The organism is Streptomyces sp. NPDC002513, assembly GCF_053595355.1.
Map to the genome: position 1 here is coordinate 26,716 of NZ_JBSFXK010000025.1, position 22,474 is coordinate 49,189.

General features: G+C 71.3%; 16 protein-coding genes. 3 read left to right on the top strand and 13 right to left on the bottom strand.

All coding sequences use genetic code 11. From position 1 onward, the window contains the following. Window positions 1-29: 29 nt before the first annotated feature. The 7 genes from ACWD5Q_RS18295 to ACWD5Q_RS18325 form a co-directional block, all read right to left on the bottom strand. A complete protein-coding gene (locus tag ACWD5Q_RS18295) occupies window positions 30-1,529 on the bottom strand; it encodes an SDR family NAD(P)-dependent oxidoreductase (protein ID WP_451428034.1) in 1,500 nt (499 codons plus the stop codon). Between the two features lie 441 nt (window positions 1,530-1,970). After that, window positions 1,971-3,407 carry a GTPase ObgE gene (gene obgE, locus ACWD5Q_RS18300; protein WP_451428035.1) on the bottom strand — a complete coding sequence of 479 codons (1,437 nt, stop codon included), beginning with the start codon at window positions 3,405-3,407 and terminating at the stop codon, window positions 1,971-1,973. A 156-nt stretch (window positions 3,408-3,563) separates the two neighbouring features. Then, window positions 3,564-3,818 (bottom strand): 50S ribosomal protein L27, encoded by a 255-nt coding sequence (gene rpmA, locus ACWD5Q_RS18305; protein WP_451428036.1) that lies wholly within the window; start codon window positions 3,816-3,818, stop codon window positions 3,564-3,566. Window positions 3,819-3,832: 14 nt separating this feature from the next. Further along, window positions 3,833-4,153 (bottom strand): 50S ribosomal protein L21, encoded by a 321-nt coding sequence (gene rplU, locus ACWD5Q_RS18310; RefSeq protein WP_004931419.1) that lies wholly within the window; start codon window positions 4,151-4,153, stop codon window positions 3,833-3,835. Between the two features lie 311 nt (window positions 4,154-4,464). Continuing rightward, window positions 4,465-8,529, bottom strand: a complete 4,065-nt coding sequence (locus ACWD5Q_RS18315; RefSeq protein ID WP_451428037.1) for an Rne/Rng family ribonuclease — start codon at window positions 8,527-8,529, stop codon at window positions 4,465-4,467. A gap of 259 nt (window positions 8,530-8,788) precedes the next feature. After that, window positions 8,789-9,565, bottom strand: coding sequence for a TIGR03936 family radical SAM-associated protein (locus tag ACWD5Q_RS18320; protein ID WP_451428038.1), 777 nt, complete (start codon window positions 9,563-9,565; stop codon window positions 8,789-8,791). A 48-nt stretch (window positions 9,566-9,613) separates the two neighbouring features. Then, window positions 9,614-10,723 carry a hypothetical protein gene (locus tag ACWD5Q_RS18325; RefSeq protein WP_451428039.1) on the bottom strand — a complete coding sequence of 370 codons (1,110 nt, stop codon included), beginning with the start codon at window positions 10,721-10,723 and terminating at the stop codon, window positions 9,614-9,616. 305 nt (window positions 10,724-11,028) lie between these two features. Here ACWD5Q_RS18325 and ACWD5Q_RS18330 point away from each other — a divergent pair, with 305 nt between their 5' ends. Continuing rightward, window positions 11,029-11,529 carry a Dps family protein gene (locus ACWD5Q_RS18330; RefSeq protein ID WP_451428040.1) on the top strand — a complete coding sequence of 167 codons (501 nt, stop codon included), beginning with the start codon at window positions 11,029-11,031 and terminating at the stop codon, window positions 11,527-11,529. 134 nt (window positions 11,530-11,663) lie between these two features. On the opposite strand, the gene ACWD5Q_RS18335 is transcribed toward ACWD5Q_RS18330, so the two are convergent. From ACWD5Q_RS18335 to ACWD5Q_RS18360, 6 genes are all read right to left on the bottom strand, one after another. After that, complete coding sequence (locus ACWD5Q_RS18335; RefSeq protein ID WP_451428041.1) at window positions 11,664-12,368, bottom strand: response regulator; 705 nt, start codon at window positions 12,366-12,368, stop codon at window positions 11,664-11,666. A gap of 112 nt (window positions 12,369-12,480) precedes the next feature. Further along, on the bottom strand, window positions 12,481-13,116 hold the full coding sequence (gene kdpC, locus ACWD5Q_RS18340) for a potassium-transporting ATPase subunit KdpC (protein ID WP_451428042.1): 636 nt from the start codon (window positions 13,114-13,116) through the stop codon (window positions 12,481-12,483). 21 nt (window positions 13,117-13,137) lie between these two features. Then, window positions 13,138-15,270 (bottom strand): potassium-transporting ATPase subunit KdpB, encoded by a 2,133-nt coding sequence (gene kdpB / locus ACWD5Q_RS18345; protein ID WP_451428043.1) that lies wholly within the window; start codon window positions 15,268-15,270, stop codon window positions 13,138-13,140. Further along, on the bottom strand, window positions 15,270-16,934 hold the full coding sequence (gene kdpA / locus ACWD5Q_RS18350) for a potassium-transporting ATPase subunit KdpA (RefSeq protein WP_451428044.1): 1,665 nt from the start codon (window positions 16,932-16,934) through the stop codon (window positions 15,270-15,272). Before kdpA ends, kdpB begins: the two co-directional genes overlap by 1 nt. 35 nt (window positions 16,935-16,969) lie before the next feature. Then, the gene (kdpF, locus tag ACWD5Q_RS18355; protein ID WP_451428045.1) at window positions 16,970-17,059 is read right to left on the bottom strand and encodes a K(+)-transporting ATPase subunit F; all 90 of its coding nucleotides are present in this window, start codon (window positions 17,057-17,059) and stop codon (window positions 16,970-16,972) included. Between the two features lie 444 nt (window positions 17,060-17,503). Continuing rightward, window positions 17,504-19,396, bottom strand: coding sequence for an amidohydrolase (locus ACWD5Q_RS18360; RefSeq protein ID WP_451428046.1), 1,893 nt, complete (start codon window positions 19,394-19,396; stop codon window positions 17,504-17,506). A 113-nt stretch (window positions 19,397-19,509) separates the two neighbouring features. Here ACWD5Q_RS18360 and ACWD5Q_RS18365 point away from each other — a divergent pair, with 113 nt between their 5' ends. Together ACWD5Q_RS18365 and ACWD5Q_RS18370 are read left to right on the top strand one after the other, a co-directional pair. Then, a complete protein-coding gene (locus ACWD5Q_RS18365; RefSeq protein WP_451428047.1) occupies window positions 19,510-20,526 on the top strand; it encodes a LacI family DNA-binding transcriptional regulator in 1,017 nt (338 codons plus the stop codon). Between the two features lie 113 nt (window positions 20,527-20,639). Then, the gene (locus tag ACWD5Q_RS18370; RefSeq protein ID WP_451428048.1) at window positions 20,640-22,433 is read left to right on the top strand and encodes a hydroxysqualene dehydroxylase; all 1,794 of its coding nucleotides are present in this window, start codon (window positions 20,640-20,642) and stop codon (window positions 22,431-22,433) included. Window positions 22,434-22,474 lie beyond the last annotated feature (41 nt).

The following is a 22,474-nucleotide window of genomic DNA, read 5'->3' on the forward strand; positions in this document are numbered from 1 at the left end:
TGAATTCCGTAAAACCGGTGAACCGCTGATTACGCCACGCCGTCCTGACGGTCCAGGACGGCGGCCAGGGCCGCCTCGAAGCCGGACGCCCTGCCCGCGCCGGCCGTCGGGTCCAGCTGGCGCACGTCGATGACATGGCCGGTGAGTTCGGAGACGAGGACGTCGAGCGAGGCCCGCGCCACGGCCTCGGAGGACAGCAGCGTGCCCGCGGGCTCCTGGCCGAAGGCCTTGGTGCGCATCGGGGTGGCGGTGCGCTCCGGGTTGATGCAGTTGACGCGGATGCCGTCGGCGGCCCACTCGTCGGACAGGGCCTGGGTGAGGTTCACCATGGCGGCCTTGGTCGAGGAGTACAGGCTGTACTCGGCGCGGCCGCGGGTGTAGCTGCTGGAGGTGTACAGCAGCAACTGGCCGCCGCTCTCGGCGAGGTACTTGTAGGCGGAGCGGGCGATCTGCACCGGGGCCAGGTAGTTGACCTTCAGCGCTTCCTCGATGGTCGCGTTGTCAGTCTCCGCGAGCTTGCCGATGCGCAGCACTCCGGCGGTGTTGACGACGTAGTCGATGCGCCCGGTCTCGGCGTACGCCGTGGACAGCGCGTCGTCGACCTCCTCCGGGTTCTCGACGTGGGTGCCGGTGGTGGAGCGGCCCAGCGCGTACACCGTGGCGCCGTAGGACCGGGCCAGCTCGGCGATGTCCTGGCCGATGCCGTACGAGCCGCCGAAGACGACGATGGTCCGCCCGGCGAGGAGTTCCCGGTAGGCCTCCTCGCCGTTCTGCTCCGGCGCGGTGGTGGAGGCGAGCTGGAACAGCTTGTCCGCGATGAAGACGTCGACGGGCTGAGTGACCTTCATGTTGTACTCGTCGCCCGCCACGACGTGGATCGGCACGTCCGGCAGGTACTTGAGTACGACGCTGCAGTCGTCGGTGGCCTGGAAGTTGGGGTCGCCGGCGGCGATCTCGTAGGCGCGGCGGATCGTGGACAGCTTGAACGCCTGGGGCGTCTGGCCGCGACGCAGCCGGGAGCGGTCCGGGATCTCGGTGATGAACTCGCCGTCCTCGCCGTGCGTGCGGGTGACGATGATGGTGTCCGCGGAGGGGATGGCGACGTCGACGGCCTGGTAGCGCTCCAGGGCCGCGACACAGTCGTCGATGACCCGCTGCGAGAGCAGGGGGCGTACGGCGTCGTGGAACAGCAGGTTGCGGTCCTCGCCCTCGGCCAGGCCCTCGCCGAGCAGGGTGATGGCACGCTCGGTGGTCTCGTTGCGGGTCGAGCCGCCCTCGATGATGTGCGTCACCTTGGCGAAGCCCGCCTTGGCGACGATCTTCTCGACGTCCGGCACATAGCCCGGCGCCATCAGCACGATGACGTCGTCGATGGAGTCGGCGTTCTCGAAGGTGGTCAGCGTGTGCTCGATCACCGCCTTGCCGGCGATCTTCAGCAGCTGCTTCGGAATCGACAGACCCACGCGCTGACCGGTGCCACCAGCCAGAATCACGGCGGTGGTACGGGGCTTGGCTATGCGCTCAGACACAGGTGACCTACCTCGGGCTTCAGGGAACCTTCGGATGGTCCCACTTTCGGTAAGCGAAGTGCAAGATGAGCGCTGCCTGATGCATATGTACACGCAACCTGTTATTTACCTTGCACTCTCCGCCACCGCCGAGCCGTACGGTCGAATTGTCCGGATCCGCTGTGAGTAACTCCACACGTTTCTCGCGTCTTTCCGCCGCGCTTTCCCCGTGCCGCCTTCCGGTCACCACGGTCGGGAGCAGGGGGTGCTCACCGACGGCACAGCCGTCCGAGCGCTCGGTGACCGAGCCTCGGACGGCTCGCAGAGCACGACGGGAGCCCGGGACACCGACGTGTCCCGGGCTCCCGCCCTCCGGCTTCACGTGCCGCGGCTCACAGCAGCACGTCTCTTGGGGACCTGCCCTGGTTCGCCGCCACTGGAGACGGAGGAACCCGCCGCCCGTCAGAACGGCTCGAAGCCGTCGAACTCCCGCAGGGACTCGTCCCGTTCGGCCTGCCGGTCCCGGCGCCGCTGCGCCGCGGGACGCGCCGCCTCGAACCGGTGGTCCTCGCCCCGCCGGCCGAGCATCTCCGCGCCCGCCGTGACCGACGGCTCCCAGTCGAAGACGACCGCGTTGTCCTCCGGTCCGATGGCGACGCCGTCGCCGGACCGGGCGCCCGCCTTCATCAACTCCTCCTCGACACCGAGGCGGCCCAGCCGGTCGGCGAGGTAGCCGACGGCCTCATCGTTGTTGAAGTCGGTCTGCCGCACCCAGCGCTCGGGCTTCTCGCCGCGCACCCGGAACAGCCCCTCGTCCTCGCGCGACACCGTGAAGCCCGCGTCGTCCACCGCCTTCGGCCGGATGACGATCCGGGTCGCCTCCTCCTTCGGCTTGGCGGCGCGTGCCTTCGCGACCAGGTCGGCCACGGCGAACGACAGCTCCCTGAGCCCGAGATGGGCCACGGCGGACACCTCGAAGACGCGATAGCCACGCGCCTGAAGGTCCGGCCGCACCATCTCGGCCAGGTCCTTGCCGTCCGGTACGTCGATCTTGTTGAGGACGACGATCCGGGGGCGGCCGTCCAGGCCGCCGTACTGCCGCAGCTCCTCCTCGATGACATCGAGGTCGGAGAGCGGATCGCGGTCGGACTCCAGCGCGGCCGTGTCCAGCACGTGCACGAGCACGCTGCACCGCTCGACGTGCCGCAGGAACTCCAGGCCGAGGCCCTTGCCCTGGCTGGCGCCCGGAATGAGCCCCGGCACATCGGCGATCGTGTACACGGTCTCGCCCGCGGTGACCACGCCCAGGTTCGGGACGAGGGTGGTGAACGGATAGTCGGCGATCTTCGGCTTGGCCGCGGACAGCACGGAGATCAGCGAGGACTTGCCCGCGCTCGGGTAGCCGACGAGGGCCACATCCGCGACCGTCTTCAGCTCCAGCACGATGTCCTGCAGGTCGCCGGGCTCACCGAGCAGTGCGAAGCCGGGGGCCTTGCGGCGGGCGGAGGCCAGCGCCGCGTTGCCGAGGCCGCCGCGGCCGCCCTGGGCGGCGACGTACGACGTCCCGTGCCCGACCAGGTCGGCCAGCACATGGCCCGCCTTGTCGAGCACGACCGTGCCGTCCGGGACCGGCAGGACCAGGTCCTGGCCGTCCTTGCCGGCGCGGAAGCCGCCCTCGCCGGGCTTGCCGTTGGTGGCCTTGCGGTGCGGGGAGTGGTGGTAGTCGAGAAGCGTGGTGACGGACTGGTCGACGGTAAGGATCACGTCGCCGCCCCTGCCGCCGTTGCCCCCGTCGGGGCCGCCGAGCGGCTTGAACTTCTCGCGGTGTACGGAGGCACAGCCGTGGCCTCCGTTACCCGCGGCGACATGGAGTTCGACGCGGTCCACGAAGGTGGTCATGGTCCAGTGCCTCCTGAGGGTCCCCCCGGCCGAAGGCCGGGGGCGTACGGGATTGTGCAGTGCATAACAAGCGAAAGGCGGACCCGCCTTCCCGACCGGGAAGTGAGGTCCGCCTCGCCTAGCGCTCTACGGCGCCTGAGCCCGAAAAGGAGTGTCTCAGGCGGCAGGAACGACGTTCACGACCTTGCGGCCACGGTGGGTACCGAACTCCACCGCACCGGCCTGCAGCGCGAACAGCGTGTCGTCGCCACCGCGGCCGACGCCCGCGCCCGGGTGGAAGTGGGTGCCGCGCTGGCGGACCAGGATCTCACCCGCGCTCACGACCTGACCGCCGAAGCGCTTCACGCCGAGCCGCTGGGCGTTGGAGTCGCGACCGTTCCGGGTGGACGATGCGCCCTTCTTGTGTGCCATCTGTTCTCAGTCCCTTACTTCGCAGCCGCGGGGATCTCAGTGACCTTGATCGCCGTGTACTGCTGGCGGTGGCCCTGACGACGGCGGTAGCCGGTCTTGTTCTTGTAGCGCAGAATGTCGATCTTCTGGCCCTTGTGGTGGTCCACCACCTCGGCCTGGACCTTGATGCCGGCCAGCACCCACGGGTCGCTGGTCACGGCGTCGCCGTCGACCACGAGCAGGGTCGAGAGCTCGACCGTGTCGCCAACCTTGGCAGTGGAAATCTTGTCAACCTCAACGATGTCGCCGACAGCAACCTTGTGCTGGCGACCACCGCTGCGCACGATGGCGTACACGCGGATCTCACTCTCATCACTCGGGGAACGGCACCCCCGCAGTCCAGCCGTTCGACACCGCGGACGGCCTCTCCCGAGGCGCCCGGCGCCCGGAAGGAAGAGGTTTACGGGGATGTGGCGCATCAGTCGACACGCCGACGGTCAAGGTTACGGGGGCGGGCCGGACGGGTCAAACCGGGCTCGGTGCGTCCGCGTGCGAAGCGGCCCGGTCGCGGCCACCGCAGGCCGGCGGCACCACCGCATACGGCGGCGGCCCGCCCCGGGAGGTCCGGGGCGGGCCGCCGCCGTGTGGTGCCGTGGCCGTGGAGGGGTCAGTCCTCCGCGGTCACCGAGACCGTCGGCTGAGCCGACTGCTCGGCGGCGGCCGTCTTCTTGGCGACCGTCTTCTTGGCCGCCGCCTTCTTGGCGGTGGTCTTCTTCGCGGCGGTCTTCTTGGCGGCCGTCTTGGCCGTCGTCTTCTTCGTGGCGGCCTTCTTCGCCGTCGTCTTCTTGGCGGTCTTGCGGGCCGCCTTCTTGGCCGGCGCGGACACCTCGGCCTCGCCCTCCGCCGGGGCCTCGGACGCCTGGACCGGCGCCGCGGCGGCCTCCGCCGGCTCCCCGGCCGGGGCCGGTTCCTCGGCGGCCGACGGGACGACCACGACGGCCGCCTCCGCGGAGGAGGTGGGCGCGGTGGCCTTGCGCACGGCGCGACGGCGCGGACGGGCCGGTGCCGCGCTCTCGACGGGCGCCTCGGCCGTCTCGACCGCCTCGGCGGGTGCCTCGGGCGTCTCGGCGGGGGCCTCGGCCTGCGGCGCGGGCTCGCCGGCCGTCACCACGGCCTCCGCGGGCGAACCGGCGGGCGCCGACGCCCGGCGGGTCGCGCGACGGCGCGTACGGCCCTTGGGCGCGGCCTCCTCCTCGACCGGCGCGGGCGCCTCGACGACCGGGTCCTCGACCGCCGCCGGCTCCGCCTCGGCCTCCGGCCGCGACTTCGGAGCGCGCTCGTCCGTGCGGGACTTCGGCGCGCTGCGCGGCGCGCCTGCGGGAGCCGACGCCCGCCGGGTCACCCGGCGCCGCGCACGGCCCCGGCCCGCGGCGGCCTCGGCCTCGGCGACGCTGCTGTACAGCTCCTCGTCCGGGGCGAACGCCGGCTCCGGCAGCGCGGCCGGGGCCGCGACCTCGGCGGCCACCTCGGCCTCGATCTCCGCGGCGGCCGGAGCCGCCTGGGGGGCCTCCTCGACCTCCGCGGCCACTGCCTCGTGCGTCTCGGGCTCGGCCTCGGCACCGCCCCGGCCGCGCTTCTTGCGCTTGCCGCCGGGGGCGGACGGCTGGTCCATGTGCACGATGACGCCACGGCCGTTGCAGTGGACACAGATCTCGGAGAAGGACTCCAGCAGACCCTGGCCGACCCGCTTGCGGGTCATCTGCACAAGGCCCAGCGAGGTCACCTCGGCGACCTGGTGCTTCGTACGGTCCCGGCCCAGGCACTCCAGCAGACGCCGCAGGACCAGATCCCGGTTGGACTCGAGCACCATGTCGATGAAGTCGATGACGATGATGCCACCGAGGTCGCGCAGCCTGAGCTGGCGCACGATCTCCTCGGCCGCCTCCAGGTTGTTCCTGGTGACGGTCTCCTCGAGGTTGCCGCCCTGACCGGTGAACTTGCCGGTGTTGACGTCGATGACGACCATCGCCTCGGTCCGGTCGATCACCAGCGAACCGCCGCTGGGCAGCCAGACCTTGCGGTCCAGCGCCTTGGCGAGCTGCTCGTCGATCCGGTACGTGGCGAAGACGTCGACCTCGCTGGTCCACCGCTGCAGACGGTCGGCCAGGTCGGGCGCGACGTGCGCGACGTATCCGTGGACGGTCTCCCACGCCTCGTCACCGCTGACGATGACCTTGGAGAAGTCCTCGTTGAAGATGTCGCGCACGACGCGGACGGTCATGTCCGGCTCGCCGTACAGCAGCGAAGGCGCGCTTGAGCTGCCGCCGTTCTTCGCCTTCTTCCGGATGTCCGCCCACTGCGCCTGCAGCCGCTCGACGTCCCGGCGCAGCTCGTCCTCGCTCGCGCCCTCGGCGGCGGTGCGCACGATGACGCCCGCGTCCTCGGGAACGATCTTCTTGAGGATGGTCTTCAGCCGGGCCCGCTCGGTGTCGGGCAGCTTGCGGCTGATGCCGGTCATCGAGCCTTCGGGGACGTACACCAGGTAGCGGCCCGGGAGGGAGACCTGGCTGGTCAGACGGGCGCCCTTGTGTCCGATGGGGTCCTTGGTGACCTGCACGAGGACCGACTGCCCGGACTTGAGGGCGCTTTCGATGCGGCGCGGCCCGCTCGCGAGGCCGAGCGCCTCGAAGTTGACCTCACCGGCGTACAGGACGGCGTTCCTGCCCTTGCCGATGTCGATGAAGGCGGCCTCCATCGACGGCAGCACGTTCTGCACCTTGCCGAGATAGACATTGCCGACGTACGAGGTCGACTGCTCCTTGTTGACGTAGTGCTCGACGAGCACGCCGTCCTCCAGGACGCCGATCTGCGTGCGCTCACCGCTCTGGCGCACGACCATCACGCGCTCGACGGCCTCGCGCCGGGCCAGGAACTCGGCCTCGGTGATGATCGGCACACGACGACGGCCCTGCTCGCGCCCCTCGCGGCGGCGCTGCTTCTTGGCCTCCAGGCGGGTCGAGCCCTTGATGGACTGCACCTCGTCGGTGCCGTCACCGGACCGCTCGTCCTTCTTGCGGGGCTCGCGCACCTTGACGACCGTGCGCTCCGGGTCGTCGGACGTCGGCTCGCCGTCGACGCCGGTGTCACCGGCCCGGCGGCGGCGCCGACGGCGGCGACGGCTGCCGCTGGTGCCGACGGACGACGACTCCTCGCCGTGCTCCTCGACCGCCTCCTCGGCGTCCTCCTCCAGCTGCTCGGCGGTGTCCTCGAAGTCCTGCGCGGCCTGCTCGGCGGCGAGTTCCTCGGTCTCCTCGGCCTCTTCGCCCTCGGCGGACTCACCACGACGACGGCGACGGCCACCGCGACGACGGCGCCGGCGCGAACCGGCCTCCTCGGTCTCCTCGGCCTCCTCGCCCTCGGCGGACTCCTCCAGCTCCTCGGCCTCCTCGGCCTCGTCGGTGGTCTCGGGGGTCACGGCGGGCTCCTCGTCACCACCGCGGCGGCGACGGCGGCGGCGCTGGCCGGCCGGCTCCTCCTCGACGGCCTCCTGCTGCTCCGCGGCCTCGGCGGCTGCGGCGGCGGCGGCCCGCTCGGGGGTCTGGAACATCGGCTCGGTGAACACCGGCGCCTGGAAGACGGCCACGGCGGGGCGCGCGGGGCGCGCGGCTTCGGACGACTCCTCGGCGGCGGACCGCGCGGGTTCGGAGAACCCGGTGGCGGCCTTGCGTACGACGCGACGGCGGGCGCGGCGCGGGGCGGCTTCCTCGACGACCGGCTCCGCCTGCGACGGGGCGGCCACCGGTGCCTCGGCGGCCTCGGCGGCCGGGCCGGTCTCTTCGGCGGCGGTCACGGGCGCCTGACCAGGCGCTGCGGCGATCTCGTCCGCGGGCGCCGACGACCGGCGGGTGACCCGACGACGGGCACGCCGGGGGGCCTCCTCGGCGGCGGTTTCCTGGGGGGCGGGGCGCTCGGCGGGCTCGGCCTCGGCCTCACTCACCGGCGTCGCGGCGGCGGGCTGCGCCACGGAGGCCTCGACGGTCTCAGCGGGCGCGGACACCCGACGCGTCGCACGACGACGCGTACGAGGCGCAGCCGCCTCCTCGGCCACCGGCTCAACCCCGGCGGCAGCAGTCTCCACGGCAGGCACCGGCACCTCGGCACTCTCCGCAGCCGCAGGCGCACCAGCGGGCGCGGACACCCGACGCGTCGCACGACGGCGCGTACGAGGCGCAGCCGCCTCCTCGGCCACCGGCTCGGCCTCGGCGGCAGCAGTCTCCACGGCAGGCACAGGCGCCTCGGCGCTCTCCGCACCGGCCGGCACCACCACCTCCACCGCCTCCGCAGCCGCAGGCGCACCAGCGGGCGCGGACACCCGTCGGGTCGCACGACGACGCGTACGAGGCGCAGCCGCCTCCTCGGCCACCGGTTCCGCCGGCTCGGTCGCACCGGCGACGGCGGCCTCGGCCACCGCCTCGGTCTCTACGTTCTCTTCCGCCCCAGCGGCCTCGACGGCCTGAGCTGCCTCGGCGGGCTGTCCGGTCTCCGCGGCCGGTATGGCCGATGCCGCCTTGGTCACGATCTCGGTCGTCGTGGCCTCAGGGGTCGCGGTGTCGGCCGCGGCCGTCGGCGGGCCCGCCGGGCGCGACGCGGCGCGGCGCCTGCGGCGCGGCGGCAGGGTGTCGCTGGGGGTGTTGTTGTCGGAGCCCTCGATGGGCTCGGTCGGTTCGAGCATGCGGGCGTTTCTCCCGTCAGGCCCCCGGGCGCCGCGCCTGGTCCGGCGTCGCCGGTGACGTCCGCGGCTCGCGCGATGCGCGGTGCCGCCGTCCGGGGCGCGAGCGCCACACGGGGGCTCTCTGTGTCCTGTCTCACCGGTTCCGTACGCCATGTACGCACGGCCTGGTGAAAGTCTTCTGGTCGATGCGCTGCCCGACCCAGGTGGCTCCCGAGTACAAGGGCGGCACTACGACGTCCGTCCCTACGCGGAACCTTCCTTACACCGGCGCCGTCGCGGCGGCAGTCACACCGGCCGCGGCTGGCGCGGTCGCTGCTGCCTCGCGGTCGGGCGCGAGCGGGTCGGTCACCGTGCCGGTCTCTTCATCGAACAGCCCCTGCGCCAGCCTGGTCACCGCTGCGGGGACCGGCGGCGCCAGGTCGGCCACGGCGCGGAGACCGGACAGGACGTCGTCGGGTCGTACGGCAGGCGTCACGTGCCGAACAACCAGCCGCAGTATCGCACAGGGCTGGTCGGTCGGCCTATCGGCATGCGAACTGTGTGTGTCCACGCTCTCCAGGCTCGCGACCGCGGCTCGGGCGTCGAAGGTGCGCACGCCGTTCTTGGTCGTGCGCCGGACCTCGACGGTGCCGGCCTCGTTGAAGGCCGCGACCGCACGCTCGGCGTCCGTGGGGTCCACGCCGTCCAGGCGCAGCTCCCACACCGACGCCGTGAGCCGGTCGGCGAGCCCGGAGGTACGGGCCTCGACCGCCTCGGTGACGTCGAGCCCGGCGGGCAGCGACTCGTCGAGGAGCCCACGCAGCCTGTCCGGGTCGCGCACCTCGGTGAGCGCGATTTCCAGGTACTCCGCCTCACTGCCCGTGCCGGTGGGTGCGGCATTGGCGTACGACACCTTCGGATGCGGCGTGAACCCCGCCGAGTACGCCATCGGCACCTCGGCACGGCGCAGCGCACGCTCGAAGGCGCGCTGGAAGTCACGATGGCTGGTGAACCGGAGGCGGCCGCGCTTGGTGTAGCGCAGTCGGATGCGCTGCACCGCGGGTGCGGGCGGCGGGCCTTCGGGCTGTCGCTTGCCCAGTGTCGTTCAGTCCTTCGTGAGAGCGGTCGTCCTGCTACCTACAGTACGTGTCTCGCCGCGCATAAATTCCCGCCGGGAGTTCCTCCGCGGCTCACGGGGTTCACCGAAGAGCGTGCGGCGCAGCTCGGCGCGGGCCTGCCGGGCGGTGTCGCGTGCGACGGCCAGCGTCTGCCGCACGGCCCGGCCCACGCCGCGCGCGGCCTGGGTGGCGGGGCGCAGGACCGCGTCCCGGACGATGTGCCCGACGGGCGTCAGCACCGTCCGGTACACCCATCGCACCGGCTCCACGAAGATCCACCGGAAGAGGGTTCCGAGGAACCGGCCCACCGCGAGGGAGACATGCCCGGCGACACGCCAGGCGTGGCCGACCGCGGCACCGATCTCGCGCCCGACGACCACGAGAACGCGCCCGACCGGGGCCAGCACCCACCGCCACAGGGCCGACGCGGGCACCACGAGCAGCACCCGCAGCAGCCACAGGAGGCCGGCTCCGCAGACGGTGGCCACGACACGGACGAGTCCGGCGAGCGAGCGCGCCAGCCAGGCGATCCCGTGCCCGACCGGCGCCAGGACGTTCCGGTGCAGCCACCGGGCCGGTAGGGCCACCAGGTAGCGCACAAGCCACGCCGCCGCCGCGTACGCCCCGCCGCCGAGGGCGACGAGGACGTACCCGACGCCCTGGAGCAGCAGGGCGAGGACATGCCCCATGGGGGCCAGCACCCGTGCGTACACCCAGCCGAGCCCGGCACCGAGGCCGCGCAGGACCCGGGCCACGCCCCGTCCGAGGGGCGTCAGCACGTTCCGGTACGCCCACCCGGCCGGTACGGCGACAAGGATCCGGCCCAGCCGGGCGAGGGCTGCGCCCAGCGGCACGAGCCCGTACCGCCACAGCGTCACCCACGGCCACACGAACACCGCCCACGCCGCCCACAGCAGCGCCCGGCCCGCCGGCCGCAGCACGGTCTTGCGCAGGAACCGTCCACCGGCGACGAGCGCGTCCCACGCGATGCGCACCGGCACCACCAGGACGAGCACGACGATGCGCACCGGTATGCGGATCGCCACGGTGAGACACCCCTCGGCGGGCCCGGGCGGCGGCGACTTCTCCCTCTCCATGCCAAGGTGGACGCTCCAGCGGCCCGCAAGGATGCGGCGCGGACGCAGGCGGCGTGAACCTCGCCCGCCGCCAACCCCATCGAAGCAGGTGACACCAGCGACCACTGGCAGACCGGCACGCGAACAGGCGAAGAGCGCAGCACGGTCGGCGCACCGCAGGCAGCGGATGTCGGATGTCGGATGTCCGCCCAAGCGGATCAAGCGCGGTGGCGGCAGGGAGAGACCTACGTAGGCTTCATCGCAGAGGCAAACAGGCCTCCTGTTCCAGGGGGCTGCTGTGCGGTGTTTTCACAAGGAGACAGGCCATGTCCGCTTCCCCTGGGAGTTCCCGACGTTCGCAGGCCGATACCGCCGGATTCACGGCCTCGCCGCAATTGACTCGAGCGCTGCAACAGATCCTGGTGGATCTCGTCGAACTGCACCTTCAGGGAAAGCAGGCCCACTGGAACGTGGTCGGCCACAACTTCCGGGATCTGCACCTGCAACTTGATCACATCGTCGACGACGCCCGGGAGTCGGCCGACACCATCGCCGAACGCATGCGCGCTCTCGCGGGCCGGCCGGACGGCCGCTCCGACACGGTGGCAGCGAGCACCACGCTCCCCACGTTCCCGGAAGGAGAGCTGAGTGTGAGCGCCGTTGTCGACCTTGTCACCGCGAGCCTGCGTGCCACGGTCCATACCGTGCGCACCCACCATGACCAGGTCGACAGCGAGGATCCCGCCACGGCCGACCTGCTGCACACGATCATCGACTCCCTGGAAAAGCACGCCTGGATGGTCAGCGCGGAAAACCGGTCCGTCTGACACCGCTCCCCGCGGTGCCCCTGGAGCCGGGCGCGAAAAACACCTCTCAGCTCCGGACCCAGCGCGTCGGTGTCGCGCCATCACGCCACCGCCGCAGTCGGCGGCGACCGTCAGGAAGACCGTATCTCCAGCGCTCATCGCGTCGTGCCTCCGCTGGGTTCGAAGCGGTAGCCCACGCGGGGCTCGGTGATGAGGTAGCGCGGATGGGCCGGGTCGGGCTCGAGTTTGTGGCGCAGGCCCGAGATGTTGATGCGCAGGTAGTTGGAGTGCTCGTCGTGGCCCGGCCCCCAGATGTCGCTGAGCAGTTGATGGCCGGTGACCAGCCGTCCCGGGTGACGCAACAGCGCGGCGAGCAGCTGCCATTCCTTGGGGGTGAGGTGGACGGGATCGCCGTGGCCCGCATCGCCCACCACGGTGCAGGCGGTCAGGTCGATGGCGTAGTCGCCGACAGCGACTGTCCGAGGTCCGCCCCCCAGGTCCGAGCGACGCAGCACGGCACGCAACCGGGCGAGCAGCTCCTCCATGGCGAACGGCTTGGTCACGCAGTCATCGGCGCCCGCGTCCAGCACCTCGACGACTTCGGCGGGTTCGGCGGACTCCGCGAGCGCGATGAGGGGCATGGACGACCAGGCCCGTAGGCCGGTGATGACGTCGGTGCCGTCGACGTCCGGTAGGTCGAGGTCGACGATGACCGCGTCCGGCGGCTTGCGGGAGGCCAGGCGCAGGGCGCTGGTCCCGTCGGGCGCGGTGGCGACAGCGTAGTTCTGCGCGGTGAGGTTGACGTCCAGCGCGCGCAGCAACTGCGGCTCGTTGTCGACGATCAGCACGCGTCGCGTCATGTCTGCCCATCTCCTTCGCCGGACGGCACCACCCGCGAGGCGTCACGCAGCCGGCCGGGCCAGGGAAGCTCACGGGACCGGGCGGCGTGAGGCAGGGTGTGCGGTGCCCTGTTCATCGTTGCCTCAGTGCGGTCAGATCGTGGTTGAGCTGGACGACGTTGACGGTTTCCTGCCCCAGGAAGCCCAGCGGGCGACCGCCGACGTGCCCGGCGACGAGTGTGCGGACCACGGCCGCGTCCAGCCCACGGGATGCCGCCACCCGGTTCACCTGCTCGTAGGCGTACGCGGGTGAGATGTCCGGGTCGAGCCCGGAGCCGGAGGCGGTGACCGCGTCGTCGGGAACGCTGTTCGGTGGGACGCCGTCGAACGCGGCCACCGCGGCACGGCGCTGGGCGATGGTGTTGATCAAGGTGGCGTTGTTGGGGCCGAGGTTGGAGGCGCCAGAGCTGGTCGGGTCGTAGCCGGTGTCCCCCGCCGCGGACGGGCGGGGCTGGAACCACTTGGGGTCGGGTGCCGGTGCGGTCCGGCCTTTGCCCGGCGGGAGGTTGAAGTTCTGGCCGATGAGGGCGGAGGCGACCGGACGTCCGTTGTCCTTGATCATTGACCCGTTGGCCTGGTACGGAAAGACGCTCTGGGCGATGCCGGTGACGATCAGCGGATACGCGATACCGGTGATCACGGTGAACGCCAGCAGCATGCGCAGTGCCGCCAGATGGTGGCGGATCACATGGGCGGGCGAGCCGGGCATGGGGATCGTCCTCCTTGTCGGTCAGTGCAGTCCGGGGACGAATTGGATCAACAGGTCGATGGCCTTGATGCCGAGGAACGGCAGTACCAGGCCGCCGAGACCGTAGATCCGGATGTTGCGGCTGAGGAGCGTGGCCGCCGAGGAGGGCCGGTAGCGGACACCGCGCAGGGCCAGCGGGATCAGCGCGATGATGATGAGCGCGTTGAAGATGATCGCGGAGGAGATCGCCGAGGTCGGGCTGTGCAGACCCATGACGTTGAGATGGTGCAGCCCCGGGTAGACGCCGGCGAACATCGCGGGGATGATCGCGAAGTACTTGGCGATGTCGTTGGCGATGGAGAACGTGGTCAACGCGCCCCGGGTGATGAGGAGCTGCTTGCCGATCTCGACGATCTCGATGAGCTTGGTCGGGTTGGAGTCGAGGTCGACCATGTTGCCGGCCTCCTTGGCGGCCAAGGTGCCGGTGTTCATCGCCACCCCGACGTCAGCCTGGGCCAGTGCGGGGGCGTCGTTGGTGCCGTCGCCGGTCATCGCGACCAGCTTGCCGCCGGCCTGCTCCCGCTTGATCAGCGCCATCTTGTCCTCGGGCGTGGCTTCGGCGAGGAAGTCGTCGATGCCTGCTTCCTCGGTGATCGCGGCGGCGGTCAGCGGGTTGTCACCGGTGATCATGACCGTCTTGATACCCATGCGGCGCAGCTCGTCGAAGCGCTCGCGCATGCCGCGCTTGACCACGTCCTTGAGATGGATGACACCGAGGATCCGGGCGCTCTCCACACCTGTCCGCCGTACCACCTCGCCGACGACCAGGGGTGTGCCGCCGCCGGCGGAAATGCCGTCGACCAGCGGGCCGACCTCTTCGGTGGGGTGACCGCCGTGATCGCGGACCCAGCGCATGACCGCGGTGGCCGAGCCCTTGCGCAGCGAGCGGTTGTCCAGCGCGCCGTTGAGGTCCACCCCGGACATCCGGGTCTGCGCGGTGAACGGAATGAACTCGGCGTGCTCCAGCTCGCCCTCGGTCCGGGCACGCAGTGCGTGGCGTTCCTTGGCGAGGACCACGATCGAGCGGCCCTCGGGCGTCTCGTCGGCGATCGAGGACAACTGGGCAGCGTCTGCGAGCACTTCCAGGTCGACGCCGCGGACGGGCAGGAACTCGGCGGCCTGCCGGTTGCCCAGGGTGATGGTGCCGGTCTTGTCCAGCAGCAGCGTGTCGACGTCGCCCGCGGCCTCCACCGCGCGCCCGGACATCGCCAGCACATTGCGCTGCACCAACCGGTCCATGCCCGCGATGCCGATCGCTGAGAGCAGCGCACCGATCGTGGTCGGGATCAGGGCGACCACCAGCGCCACCAGGACGACGATGGACTGCTCGGCACCGGCGAAGACGGCGAACGGCTGCAGGGTCACCACGGCGACCAGGAAGATGACGGTCAACGAGGCGAGCAGGATGTTCAGCGCGATCTCGTTCGGTGTCTTTTGCCGGTCGGCGCCCTCCACCAGCGCGATCATGCGGTCGATGAAGGTCTCGCCGGGTTTGGAGGTGATCCGCACCACGATGCGGTCGGAGAGCACCTTCGTTCCGCCCGTCACGGCGGAGCGGTCGCCGCCCGATTCGCGGATCACCGGCGCCGACTCACCCGTGATCGCGGACTCGTCGACGCTCGCAATACCCTCGACCACATCGCCGTCGCCGGGGATGATCTCACCGGCCTCGACCACGACGCGATCACCGAGCCGCAGTGCGGTCCCCGGCACCTCCTCGGTGACCTCAGGCGCGCCAGAGTGCCGGCCACGGATGACGCGGCGGGCCATGGTGTCCTTCTTCGTCCGGCGCAGTGTCTCCGCCTGCGCCTTGCCGCGTCCTTCCGCCACCGCTTCCGACAGGTTGGCGAAGAGCGCGGTCAGCCAGAGCCATACGGTGATCACCCAGGCGAACACGCTCGGGTTCTTGATCGCGGACAGGGTGGTCAGCAAGGCGCCGACCTCGACCACGAACATCACGGGGTTCTTGAGCATCAGGCGCGGGTCGAGCTTGCGCAGCGCGTCGGGGAGGAAGACGACGAGCAGCCTGGGGTCCAGCAGTCCCGCGGAGACCTGATGCCCCTCGGGCGCGGGCGGGCCTGTCGGTGCCGCGGCTTCCACGATGGTGGTGGGCATCAGTGCAACCCTTCCGCGAGCGGCCCCAGCGCGAGCGCGGGCAGGTAGGTGAGGCCGACGACGATGAGGATCACGGCGGACAGCAGACCGACGAACTGCGGCCGGTGGGTGAGCAGCGTGCCCGCCGAGGTCGGCACCGGCTGCTGCTGGGCAAGCGATCCGGCCAGTGCCAGTACGAACACCATCGGCAGGAAACGGCCCAGGATCATCGCAAGCCCGAGCGCGGTGTTGTACCAGACGGTGCTGGCGCTCAGCCCGGCGAACGCGGAGCCGTTGTTGTTGGCGGCCGAGGTGAAGGCGTAGAGCACTTCGGAGAAGCCGTGCGGACCGTGGTTGAGCATCGCCGCCCGCTCGCCCGGCAGGGCCATCGCGATCCCGGTGCCGATCAGCACGACCGCCGGGGTCGTGAGGATGTACAGCGAGGCGTACTTCATCTCCGGGCCGCGCAGCTTCTTGCCCAGGTACTCCGGCGTGCGGCCGACCATGAGCCCGGCGACGAAGACCGCCACGACGGCCAGGATCAGGATCCCGTACAGGCCGGAACCGGTACCGCCGGGCGCGATCTCGCCGAGCATCATGTTGAAGATCGTCATGCCGCCGCCGCCCGGTGTGAGCGAGTCATGAGCCGAGTTGACCGCACCGCAGGACGTCAGCGTGGTGGACACGGCGAACAAGGCCGAGGCCCAGATCCCGAACCGCTGCTCCTTGCCCTCCATCATCCCGCCCGCCGCGTGCCCGGCCGAACTGCTGACGCTGTGCAGCTCGTTGGCGGTCACAATGGCCACCGACGCGGCCCAGACCAGCGCCATCACCGCGACGATCGCGTAGCCCTGGCGGTTGTCGCCGACCATCTTCCCGAAGGTCCGCGGCAGGGCGAAGCCGATCACCAGCAACAGGTAGATCTCGAGCCAGTTGGTGAACGGGGTGGGATTCTCGAAGGGGTGAGCGGAGTTGGCGTTGTAGAACCCGCCGCCGTTGGTGCCGAGTTCCTTGATGGCCTCCTGGGAGGCGACCGGGCCGCCGGTGACGGACTGGTGCTGCCCGGCGATGGTGGTGATCGACTGGACGCCGTGGAAGTTCTCGACGGTGCCGGCGGCGACCAGCACGATCGCCGTCACCACCGAGACCGGCAGCAGTATCCGCAGCACGATCCTGGTCAGGTCCTGCCAGAAATTGCCGACCTGGTCGGTCTTCCTGCGGGTGAACCCGCGGATCAGGGCGGCGGCCACGGCGATCCCGACCGCTGCCGAGACGAAGTTCTGCACCGTCAGGCCCGCCATCTGCACCAGATGGCCCATGGTCGACTCACCCGCGTACGACTGCCAGTTGGTGTTGGTGACGAAGGAGGCAGCGGTGTTGAAGGACTGGTCGGGACTGACCGGCTTCCTGCCGAGGGAGAGCAGCAGATGGCTCTGCAGCCGCAGGAAGCCGTAGAGGAACAGCACCGACACCACGGAGAGCGCCAGAACGCTGCGCAGATAGGCGGGCCATGTCTGGTCGGCGTCCACGTGCACGCCACCGACCCGGTAGGTCAGGCGCTCGACCCGCCAGTGACGGGGGGAGGTCAGGACATGGGCCATGTAGTCGCCGAGCGGCCGGAAGGTCAGGGCCAGCGCACCGACGAGGGCGATGATCTGCAGCCAGCCCGCGAGAGTGGCGTTCATGGAGAACCTCGCCAGCTACGGACCGTGAGGGGCGGCTAGAACCTCTCGGGGAAGATCAGACAGAAGACCAGGTAGATCACCAGGCAGACGGCGACGACCAGGCCGACGACGTTCTCCACGCTCACAGCCGGTTCACTCCCTTGGCGACCAGGCCGATGAGGGCGAAGGCGGCGATGACGAGAACGATGAATCCAAGATCCGACATATGCGATACCCCGTAGCGACGACGGGAAGGGACCGCTCGGCCGCGGCGCGCGCGCCGGGGGCGGTGTCGGCGGAAACCGGCTCCTTCCAGGGAACCGCTGTGCTGTCCCGCCGGCGCACCCCTTTAGCGGGGTCCTGACGCCGTCGGGTATCACTTTGACGAGGTCTTGACGCGCCTGAGCGGCCCGCTCACCGCTTCCAGCTCCGGCGTTTGTCCCTGCGGTAGGAGAGAAGCGGTCATCGAAGGCCTCTCTTTCTCGTCCGGGCCACAGTCCGATCGCCGACCCTCGGACGACCGCGGCCATCCGCCCGCTTCTGTACGGCCCCTGTACGGGGGCCGTACAGAGGCCGGGAGCCAAACCCCGCTACAGCCGGTCTCCGCCGCAGCCGCAGGCCCGGTGTCGGCCGCCGTGCACCGCCGCGTACGCCGACGGGCGGGGCGTGGCGGCGGCCCGGTCGAGTCGCGCGGCCGCGGCCCGGCCCGCCGAGGTGCGCGCGTCGTGGACGGCCCGGCCGCCCACCAGGGTCAGCTCGACACGGGTGTCGCTGATGTCCGCCACCGGGCAACGCGTCACATCACGGTCGAGAACGATCAGATCCGCGGCCAGACCGCGCCGGACCGTTCCCGTCAGATGGTCCATGCGCAGCTGCCATGCCGTCCCGTGCGTGTGCATGCGCAGTGCCGACGTACGGCTCAGCCCCTCCAGCTCCCGGTAGAGCGGCCCGTCGCCCTCCGCGCCCGTGCGGTCGATCGCCGTACGGACCTGGTTCCACACCTGGAGCGGGTCCACCGGCCAGTCCGAGCCGCCCGACAGCCGGGCCCCGTGCCGCTCCAGGGAGCGGGCGGGGTACATCCACCGGTGCCGCTCGGGCCCGATGTACGGCAGGAGGGCCTCCATCGTCCATGTGTCCTGTTCCGCCCACTGGAGCTGCATGCAGGCCACCACGTCCAGCGCGGCGAACCGCCCCAGATCCGCCGGGTCCACCAGCTGGAGGTGCGCGACGGTGTTCCGGGCGTCGCGCAGCCGGGTCGTGCGCCGGGCGTACGCGTACCCGTCGAGCGCCGTGCGCACCGCGCGGTCGCCGAGCCCATGGGCGTGCATCTGCCAGCCGGCCCGGTTGAAGGCCGCGGTCAGCCGCCCGTAGTCCTGCCCGGAGACATACAGCTCACCCCGGTTGTCCGTCGGGTGTCCGGAGCCGTCCAGATAGGGCTCCAGGAGCGCGGCGGTCTGCGCCGGGTACTCGATCACCCCGTCGAGGAACACCTTGATCATCCCGAACCGCAGTCCCGGTACGTCCCCGAACGCGCGCCGCAGCCCGCTCGCGTACGCGAGCGCCGCCGCCGGGTCCTTCGCCAGGTCCGAGTCGATCCTGATCGCGGGGACGAGTCGCTGCGGCAACATCCCCGCTCTCGCGAGTGCCTGATATGTCGTCAGCTCACTGCGCCCGACCGCGGCGTCCATCATCGTGGTCACCCCGGAGGCCGCCGCCTGGGCGAGGACCCGGGAACAGGCGGCGACCAGTTCGGCCTCGCTCGGCTCCGGGATGTGGCGGGTCACCAGGACCTGGGCGTCGTCCTTGAGCACCCCGCTCGGCTTCCCGTCCGCCCCCTTCACGATCTTGCCGCCCACCGGATCGGGGGTCGCCGCGGTGATGCCGGCGATCTGCAGGGCGCGGGCGTTGACCCAGGCGTTGTGGCCGTCGGCCCCGAGGAGGGCGATCGGACGGCGGGTGGGGAGGGCGTCGAGCAGGGAGTGGTGGGGCAGGGTGCCCTGCGGCAGCAGCCCGACCGGGTTCCAGTCCGAGACCACCAGCCAGCCGTCGGGCTCCTGACCGGGTGTGTCCTTGAGGAAACCCGTGAGCGTCGCGAGAAGTTGCTCGGCGGTCGTCTCGGCGCCCTCCAGGGAGGGACGCAGCGAACGCTCGCCCGCGGCGAGCGGGTGCACATGGCCGTCGTGGATACCGCTCATCACGGTCGCCCCGCGCGCGTCGACGACCTCGGTGTCCCGTCCGGCGAGACGGCGCAGTGCGCGGCCCGGGCCGGTGGCGAGAATCCGGCCGTCGCGCCCGACGGCCACGGCCTCCACGGGGCGGCCGCCGGACCGCCCGGTGAACACGTTCGCGTTGTGGATGACCACGGCCGCGGAACCGCGGTGCGCGGCACCCCGCTGCGCGGCGGCCGCGGGGCCGGCCGCCGCACCCACCAGTCCGGCCGCACCCGCGGCGAGCACGCTCCGCCGGGGATAAGAAGAAGGCATGACCACTCCAAGGATGGGGCTGCATTACTGTGGCCGGACCCTCATTGATTAACGCCGTAACCAGAACCCACCCCGGACGACGGAATCCGCACCGCGACCCACAGGAAGGCGCCATGTCAGGGCCCACCCTCGCCGATGTCGCCCGCGCCGCCGAGGTCTCCACCGCCACCGTCTCGCACGCCCTCAACGGGACCGGCCGGCTCGCCGACGCCACGCGCCGCCGGGTCCGCGAGGTGGCCACCGCACTCGGCTACGGCGCCCGGCTGACCCCGCGGACCGGGGGGACCCTGGGCGTGGCCGTCACGACCTACGCCGGATCGGCCTGGAACTTCCTCGAAGTCCCATACTTCGCCCGGCTCCTGACCGCCGCCACCGCCACCGCGCACGCCCACGGCTACGCCCTGACCATCCTCCCCGCCGCCCGCGGCGCCGAGACGCCGTGGCACACCCTCGCCGTGGACGGCATGCTGCTCCTCGACAGCCCCGCAGGCGACCCGGTGCTGCGCGCCCTGCGCGCCCGGGACATCCCGCTCGTCTTCGACGGCCGGCCCCTCGATCCAAGACCCGGGGACGTCTGGGTCGACAACGACCACATCGCCACCACCCGCGAGGTCCTCGACCACCTGGCGGCCTCGGGCGCCCGGCGGATCGCCCTGCACGCCGGGCACGGCGACGAGCACTACACCCAGGCCGTGACCCGCACGTACGAGCAGTGGTGCCGCGAGCACGGCCGAACGCCCCTGTGCCTCACCTTCGACCCGTACGACACCCCGGGCCACAGCTTGGACACGGTCTTCGCCGCCCGCACGTGCGACGCGGTCTACGCGGTCTACGACCCCGGCGGCCGCCAGGTCCTGGCCGCCGCGGCCCGCCACGGCCTGCGGATCCCCGACGACCTCCTCCTCGTCTGCACCAGCGAGGACCCGGCCTACGCCGAGAACGATCCCCCGGTGAGCACCGTGACGCTGCGCCCCGCGACGATCGCCGAGACCGCGGTGACGGCCCTGGTCTCCCGCCTGTCTCCCACCGCCCCGCCACCACCCCCCGGCGGCCTGACCGTCCCGGCGGTCCTCCACCCCCGCGGCTCCTCACGCCGCCGCACCCGGCCCAGCCGGGCCTTTGGATCTTGACAGAACAGGCCCTGAGGCTCCGCCCGGATGAGTCCCGCGCTTTTGTGAGGATGCCGTGGTGACCGAATCGCTACCTGTCGCCGGGTCCCCGCTCTCCCTACCCTCCCTTATCCATGACCACAGAACACCAGGGAACGACCCGCAGACGGTTCCTCGCGGGTGCCGGGGGCGCGGCAGGCGCCCTCGCCCTCTGGCCGGGCACGGCCACGGCCGCAGCCTCGACCGGCAAGCACGTCGCCGTCCTCGGCGGCGGCGTCTCCGGCCTCAGCGCCGCCCATGAACTCGCCGAACGCGGCTACACCGTCACCGTCTACGAGTACTACGACATGCTCGGCGGCAAGGCGCGCTCGATGAGCGTCCCCGGAACCGGCACGGATGGTCGCAGACCCCTGCCCGGCGAACACGGCTTCCGCTTCTTCCCGGGCTTCTACCGGAACCTGCCGGACAGCATGCGCCGCATCCCCTTTCCCGGCAACGCGGGCGGCGTCCACGACAACCTCCGCAGTGGCACCGAGGCACTCTTCGCCCGCGAGGCGGGCCGCCCGGACCTTCACTTCCCCCTGCGCCGGGTCACCACCCCGCCCGCGCCCGGCGACATCACTCCGTCGTGGATCCGCGACCAGATCCTCTCCGTCCTCGACCTGGGCAGCCGGCTGCCCGCGAACGAGGCCGCCTACTTCGCCGACCGTGTCCTCGTCCACCTCACCAGCTGCGACGCACGCCGCGAGGACCAGTGGGAGAAGACCTCCTGGTGGGACTTCATCCGCGCCGAGCGGATGAGCGAGGAGTACCGCACGATCCTCGGCATCGGACAGACCCGCAACCTCGTCGCCACCCGCGCCGAGGTGGCCTCCACCCGCACCGTCGGCCGCGTCATCATCGAGGCGCTGCTGCTGTGGGGCCTGCTGGGCCGTGGCATGGACGGCGACGCGGACATCGACCGGGTGCTCAACGCCCCGACGAACGAGGCATGGATCGACCCCTGGTCCGCACACCTGCGCTCGCTGGGCGTCCGGTTCGTTCTCGGCACTCAGGTGCGGGAGGTGCTCTACGAGGGCGGGCGCGTCACCGGCGTGAAGGTCTCGGCCCGGGACGGGAGCGGCGAACGCACCGTCACCGCCGACCACTACGTCAGCGCCATGCCCGTCGAGCACGCCCGGCGCACCTGGGGTGCCGCCCTGCGCGCGGCTGACCCACAGCTCGCCCGGTGCGACGCGTTGCAGACGGACTGGATGACCGGTGTGCAGTTCTATCTGCGCACGCCGACGCCCGTCGTCCACGGGCACATCAACTGCCTCGACTCGCCGTGGTCGGTGACGGCGATCGGGCAGGCACAGTTCTGGGACGTGCGGAACTTCTCGGAGGATTACGGCGACGGACGCGCCCATGACTGCCTGTCCACGATCGTCTCGGAGTGGGACAAGCCGGGAATCCTGTACGGCAAGAAGGCCCGTGACTGCACACGCGAGGAGATCGTCGAGGAGTGCTGGGCGCAGCTCAAGGACGCCCTGAACGACTCCGGCAAGACGACGCTCACGGACACCGACCGGCTCGGCTGGTTCATGGACCCGGCGGTGACCGGGCTCGGCGGCCCCGATCCGCAGAACCGCGAGCCGCTCCTGATCCATCCCGCGGGCACGCTCTACAACCGCCCGTCGGCGAAGACCGCCGTGCCGAACTTCTTCCTCGCCGGCGACTACGTCCGCACCGACGTGGACCTGGCGACGATGGAAGGCGCCAACGAGTCGGCGCGACGGGCCGTCAACGCGCTGCTCGATCAGGACGGCTCAAGCGCCGAGCGGTGCCGGATCTGGGAGCTGTACCGCCCCCAGGAGCTGGAGCCCCTCAAGCGTGTCGACGAGGTGCGCTACCGGCTCGGCCTGCCCAACACCTTCGACCTGGGATGAGGAGGAGGGCCGCCGCCCCGAACGGCTGCGGCCCTCCCTCA

Excerpts from the sequence above, each read along its gene's own strand:
- kdpB (WP_451428043.1), bottom strand. The coding sequence starts at position 15,270 with ATGCCCACCACCATCGTGGAAGCCGCGGCACCGACAGGCCCGCCCGCG.
- ACWD5Q_RS18360 (WP_451428046.1), bottom strand. The coding sequence starts at position 19,396 with ATGCCTTCTTCTTATCCCCGGCGGAGCGTGCTCGCCGCGGGTGCGGCC.
- kdpA (WP_451428044.1), bottom strand. The coding sequence starts at position 16,934 with ATGAACGCCACTCTCGCGGGCTGGCTGCAGATCATCGCCCTCGTCGGT.
- ACWD5Q_RS18315 (WP_451428037.1), bottom strand. The coding sequence starts at position 8,529 with ATGCTCGAACCGACCGAGCCCATCGAGGGCTCCGACAACAACACCCCC.
- obgE (WP_451428035.1), bottom strand. The coding sequence starts at position 3,407 with ATGACCACCTTCGTGGACCGCGTCGAACTCCATGTCGCCGCGGGTAAC.
- ACWD5Q_RS18365 (WP_451428047.1), top strand. The coding sequence starts at position 19,510 with ATGTCAGGGCCCACCCTCGCCGATGTCGCCCGCGCCGCCGAGGTCTCC.
- ACWD5Q_RS18335 (WP_451428041.1), bottom strand. The coding sequence starts at position 12,368 with ATGACGCGACGCGTGCTGATCGTCGACAACGAGCCGCAGTTGCTGCGC.
- ACWD5Q_RS18325 (WP_451428039.1), bottom strand. The coding sequence starts at position 10,723 with ATGGAGAGGGAGAAGTCGCCGCCGCCCGGGCCCGCCGAGGGGTGTCTC.
- kdpC (WP_451428042.1), bottom strand. The coding sequence starts at position 13,116 with ATGCCCGGCTCGCCCGCCCATGTGATCCGCCACCATCTGGCGGCACTG.
- ACWD5Q_RS18330 (WP_451428040.1), top strand. The coding sequence starts at position 11,029 with ATGTCCGCTTCCCCTGGGAGTTCCCGACGTTCGCAGGCCGATACCGCC.
- ACWD5Q_RS18370 (WP_451428048.1), top strand. The coding sequence starts at position 20,640 with ATGACCACAGAACACCAGGGAACGACCCGCAGACGGTTCCTCGCGGGT.
- rpmA (WP_451428036.1), bottom strand. The coding sequence starts at position 3,818 with ATGGCACACAAGAAGGGCGCATCGTCCACCCGGAACGGTCGCGACTCC.